The 3,654-nt window shown below is 72.6% G+C and carries 3 protein-coding genes; all 3 read right to left on the reverse strand.

All coding sequences use genetic code 11. The features are described from left to right. Nucleotides 1–782: 782 nt before the first annotated feature. A complete protein-coding gene (locus AB0M20_RS32205; protein WP_364304103.1) occupies nt 783–989 on the reverse strand; it encodes a hypothetical protein in 207 nt (68 codons plus the stop codon). A gap of 22 nt (nt 990–1,011) precedes the next feature. Further along, the gene (locus AB0M20_RS32210) at nt 1,012–2,454 is read right to left on the reverse strand and encodes an FAD-dependent monooxygenase (RefSeq protein WP_364304104.1); all 1,443 of its coding nucleotides are present in this window, start codon (nt 2,452–2,454) and stop codon (nt 1,012–1,014) included. 1 nt (nt 2,455) lies between these two features. Continuing rightward, nucleotides 2,456–3,654 (reverse strand): dipeptidase (locus AB0M20_RS32215; RefSeq protein WP_364304105.1); only part of this gene is annotated, 1,199 nt, incomplete at its 5' end.

The raw sequence follows: 3,654 nt of genomic DNA on the forward strand, positions 1-3,654 counted from the left end.
TGCCGAGGCCAGCCCCGGAGGGGCCCGGGTTCTCCGCCCTGGCCGAAGGCTCAGCGGCCGGAAGCGGCACAGCTTCTCCGCCCTTGCCGAAGGCTCAGCGGCCGGCAGCAGCACAGCCCTGAAGGGCCGGCGGCAGCGGACCGCCGGCCCACCGCCCGGGAGGAGGGCGGAGCCAGAGGGTGGGTGGCCGGGACCGTCCGCTGGACGACGGGCGGACCCGGCCACCCAGTGGGGATGGGGTGGGACATGACGGCGCCACGGGGACATGCGGCATCCGCCACCAACCCGGCTGGGCCGGCCGGGCGTCTATCGGGGCAACAACAAGGCTTCTGACACTGGCAACTCAGACCCGGCAGGGGCCACATCAACCGGGGCGAACCCTGACCCGGCTGCGACCGGAGCAAAGGTCCACTCCGGCCTCGACCCGGCAGCCGCCGGAGCAAAGGCACCCGACCCGGTCGGAGCGAGACCCTTCGGCCCGGTAGCCGCCGGATCAAACGCCCCGGACCCGGCAGCGACGGAAGACCCGGCCGCGGCGGCAGCGACGGAAGACCCGGTCGCCGCGGCAGCGACGGAAGGCTCGGATCCCGACGAGCCCGCCGTCGAAGGAGCGGCCGGCGGGTCGCCCCACCGGCGCGAGCCATAACGCGGCTCGCTCACCAAAGGCCGGTCACCGCGGGCCCGCCGATCCGCCGCCGGGCTGAAAAAGAACAGACCCGACAGCTCGAGCCCGACCGGTGGCGGCCGCAGGAACAGAAAGGACAGCAGCCGGCGCCGCCGGCTCATGCGGCCACCGGCTCGACCACGCGGAAGCCGCGCGCCCGGACGGCGTCGGCCACCCGGCTCAGCTCCGCGTCCACCTCGCACAGCGCGGCGGACAGCTCGGCCAGATGATCGTTGAGTGCGACGTCATCCCACCCGGAGACGTCCACATCCACCAGCGCGCTGACGGCCGCTCGGAGCCGCGTGATCAATTCATTCGAACGCATGTTCGAATCCTATCAGGATTGATCACTCGAGCAAGCCGAGATCACCCATCCGTGTCCGGAATTCCGCAGCCGCCGTCGAGGGCGGCGCGGCGGCCGCCACGAAGCCGTCGGGACGCACGAGATACAGCAGGTCAGGGCGCAGCGGCGAGGTTTCGGGCGGCGGTGCGAACCCGTGGAACGGCAGGTCGAGAGAGGGCGGCGGCGTGGCACCGTACCCATGGACCTGCCATTGCAGTGACTTGAGCACCTCGAAGTTGTCTCCGGTCCACGGGAGACGCCGCCCCACGACGTCATCGCGTGCGTCAGTGCCGGGCGTGCGGTAGCGGATGCGGATCTGGGACACATACTCGAAGAAGGGCAGCCGCGGCACCGCTCGCACCCCGATCGGCGCGGCCAGCGGGACCACCAGGGTGCGGGCCAGGCGCATCAGCGGCCGCTGTGAGGTCACCAGGCCGAAGAGACGGTCCGTCGTGTTCACCAGGACGCGGGCGACCGGTCGGCGCTCCACCTCGTACCGGTCGAGCCAGGCGTCGGTCGCCCGCCCGCGCAGCACGTCGGCCAGCTTGAAGGCCAGGTTGTGCGCGTCCTGCAGGCCGGTGTTCATGCCCTGGCCGCCGACCGGCGAATGCACGTGCGCCGCGTCGCCGGCCAGGAAGAACGGCCCGTCGCGGAAGCGGTCGGCGATCCGGTGGTGCACGCGGTAGGTGGCGAACCATCGACTGTCGCCCCAGGTCACCGCGAAGTTGCGCTTGAGCCGCGGCCGGATGTCGTCCTCGGTCACGTCGGCGTCCTCGACCAGGCCGATCAGCCGCCAGTTGCCGCGACCGGCCATCGGGAACGCGAGCAGGAACTCGGGCCCGGCCGGCCGCACGTTGATCGCGTTCTCCACCAGGCCGGCTCCGGCGCTCACGTCGATCACGTAGAAGCGGTGCGGGTTCGTCACCCCGGCAAAGTCGATCTTGCGGGACTCGCGGACCACCGAAGCCGCCCCGTCCGCGCCCACGCAGAACCGCGCCCGCACCGTCTCGCCGCCGATCCGGGCCTCCACGCCGCCGTCGGCCTCGGTCACCGACTCGACGGCCGCACCCCATCGCACCTGGCCGCCGAGCTCGCGCAGATGCCGGTCGAGAATCCGCTCGTTGCGGCTCTGTTCCAAAATCTCGATCCATGGATACGCGGTGAGGCCCGCGCCGGCCGCCCCGAGAGGGATGCGGCCGAACACCCGCGGCCCGAAACCGGGCGCCAGCGCGGTGGCCCGACCGGCCTGCCGCATCACCTCGTCGCCCACGCCGAGCTGGTCGTAGATCTCGAGGCTGCGCGCCTGCACCACGAGTGCCCGCGACTGGCGCGTCGGCCCCTCCTTGCCGTCGGCCACCAGCACGTCCACGCCCAGCCGGGTCAGCCAGTTGGCCAGCATCAACCCGGTCGGGCCCGCGCCGGCGACCAGCACCTCGCAGGAGCGCATGTCAGGCGCCGATCTCTCCGACGTTGCGCAGCAGCAGGGCCTCGGCCAGGCAGACCCGGGCGAACTCGCCGAGGTGCAGGCTCTCGTCCGGGGCGTGCGCGCCGGAATGCGGATCCTCCACTCCGGTCACCAGGATTGCCGCCTCGGGGAACAGCTCCTGGAAGGTGGCGATGAACGGGATTGACCCGCCGACGCCCATGTCGACCGGCGCGACACCGTCCCACGCGGTGCGGAAGGCGGCGCGGGCCGCGTCGTAGGCCGGGCCGGTCGCGTTGATGACGCACGGGTTGCCGTCGGCCTCCAGGGTCACCTCGAGGTGCGCGCCCCACGGCACGTACTTCTCCAGGTGGGCGCGGACCGCCGCGTACGCCGACTTGGGGTCGTCGCCCGGCGCCAGGCGGATGCTCAGCTTGGCGCGGGCGGACGGCTGCAACGCGTTTGCCGCCTCGAGCGTGCGCGGCGCGTCGATGCCGAGCACCGAGATCGACGGCTTGGTCCAGATCCGGTCGGTGATGGTGCCGCCGCCGGTCATCCGGACGCCGTCGAGCATGCCCGCTTCCCGCCGGAACCGGTCCTCCGGGTAGTCCACCGACGCGCCCTCGCGGCCGATCAGTCCGTCGACCGCGGGCTCGCCGTCGTCGTCGTGCAGGGTCGCCAGGAGCCGGGCCAGCACGGTCAGCGCGTCGGGCACCGGCCCGCCGAACATGCCGCTGTGCACCGCGTTGCGCAGCGTCCGCACCTCGACGAAGCAGTTGACCAGGCCGCGCAGCGAGGTGGTGAGGGCCGGCACGCCGATGTCCCAGTTGCCGGAGTCGGCGATCACGATGACGTCGGAGCGCAGCTGCTCGCGATAGGTGGCGAGGATCTCGTCGAGGGAGTCCGACCCGTACTCCTCCTCACCCTCGGCGAAGACGACCACGCCGACCGGCAGGTCGTCGCCGAAGGCGCGCAGCGCCGCCACGTGCGCCATCACGCCGGCCTTGTCGTCGGCCGCGCCGCGCCCGTAGAGCCGGCCGTCACGCTCGACCGGCTCGAACGGGTCACTGGTCCACAGCGCCGGATCGCCGGCCGGCTGCACGTCGTGGTGGGCGTAGAGCAGCACCGTCGGCGCGCCGGGCGGCGCCTGACGGATGCCGATGACGGCCGGCTGACCACCCCCGCAGACGACGATCTGCGTGTCGAGGCCGCAGCCGCGCAGCA

Source organism: Actinoplanes sp. NPDC051633, assembly GCF_040681735.1.
Taxonomy (GTDB): domain Bacteria; phylum Actinomycetota; class Actinomycetes; order Mycobacteriales; family Micromonosporaceae; genus Actinoplanes.